This window comes from Halomonas sp. 72, from assembly GCF_052379785.1.
GTDB lineage: Bacteria > Pseudomonadota > Gammaproteobacteria > Pseudomonadales > Halomonadaceae > Vreelandella > Vreelandella citrativorans.
Genome location: NZ_JBQSYY010000046.1, coordinates 1 through 1,648, shown reverse-complemented (window position 1 = coordinate 1,648; position 1,648 = coordinate 1). Strand labels below are relative to the sequence as shown.

General features: G+C 60.0%; 1 protein-coding gene. It reads left to right on the top strand.

Annotated features, from left to right (window positions below):
* Nucleotides 1-1,648, top strand: a 1,648-nt coding sequence (locus ACT3T6_RS17650) for an FAD-binding oxidoreductase (protein WP_444625974.1), incomplete at both ends; no start/stop codon positions are given.

The window sequence follows — 1,648 nt, the reverse complement described above, 5'->3', positions numbered from 1 at the left end:
GCTTTCTGGAAGCCCTTAAAACACGCGGCTTCGATGGTGAGATTGCCCCTGACTATGCCCACCGTACGGTGCTGGCAACCGACAACTCGATCTATCAGCGTCTGCCCCAGGCGGCGGTGTTTCCCCGCCATGCAGAAGACCTGGAATGCCTGGCCAAACTGGCCGCTGAAGCGCCTTACCGCGAGGTAGTGTTAACGCCAAGAGGCGGCGGCACCGGCACCAACGGTCAGTCGCTTACCGATGGCATCGTGGTGGATATCTCCAGGCACATGAATCAGGTGCTGGACATTGATGTCGAGAACCGCCGGGTACGCGTTCAAGCAGGGGTGGTGAAGGATCAGTTGAATGCCGCCTTAAAGCCCTACGGGCTGTTTTTTGCCCCCGAACTTTCGACCTCCAATCGAGCGACCATCGGCGGCATGATCTCGACCGATGCCAGCGGTCAGGGTAGCTGTGCTTACGGAAAAACCCGTGACCACGTGCTGGAACTCGACACGGTACTGCTGGGTGGCCAGCATCTGCATAGCCGGGCACTCAGTGCCGATGAGGAACAGCAGGCCTGCCAGCAGGACGGTATTGTCGGACAGGTGCACCGCACAGCGGCCAGCATTCTTGATCAGCAGCGCGAACTGATTAAGGCGACCTTTCCGCCGCTTAACCGCTGCCTGACCGGTTACGACCTGGCTCACCTGCGCAACGACCAGCATGCGCTTGATCTCAACAGCCTGCTGTGTGGCTCGGAAGGCTCTCTGGGGTTTCTGAACGAAGCCGTGTTGAGCGTACTGCCCATCCCCCAACACGCCACCCTGGTTAATGTGCGCTATACCCGCTTTATGGATGCGCTGCGCGATGCCAAAACGCTGATGGCCAGCGCCAGGCCTGTGTCGATCGAAACCATCGACGATACGGTGCTCACGCTCGCCATGGCCGATTTTGTCTGGGACAGCGTGGCCGAGTTCTTCCCCGAGAGCGACACACCGATTCGGGGTATCAACCTGGTCGAGTTTAGCGACGACGACCCTGCAGCACTGGCCGAGCAGGTAGACGCCTTTACCCGTCACTTGAATCAGGATGCCACGGTCACGCGATTGGGCTATACCCTGGCCAAAGGCCGTGAGCAGATCAGCGCGGTTTACGGCATGCGCAAACGCTCGGTGGGCCTTTTGGGCAATGTGCAGGGTGAGAAGCGTCCACTGCCGTTTGTTGAAGATACCGCGGTACCACCAGAACATCTGGCCGACTTTATTAGCGAGTTCCGCGCCGCGCTGGACGCGCGTGGGCTCGCTTACGGCATGTTTGGGCATGTTGATGCGGGCGTGCTGCATGTGCGCCCCGCGCTGGACATGAAAGACCCGGCCCAGGAAGCGCTGATTCGGGACATCTCCGATGAAGTGGCCGCCCTGACCCAAAAATACGGCGGATTGTTGTGGGGCGAGCACGGTAAAGGGGTACGCTCCGAGTATGCACCCAAATTTTTTGGCGAGCTTTACCCCAGCCTGCAGCGGGTCAAGGCCGCGTTTGACCCGTTTAACCAGCTTAATCCTGGCAAGATCGCTTCACCGGCAGAGAACGGCGCGCTGATTGCCAAAGACAGCGACCCGAACCTGCTAAGCATCGACGCCGTGCCGATGCGCGGCCAGCTGGACCG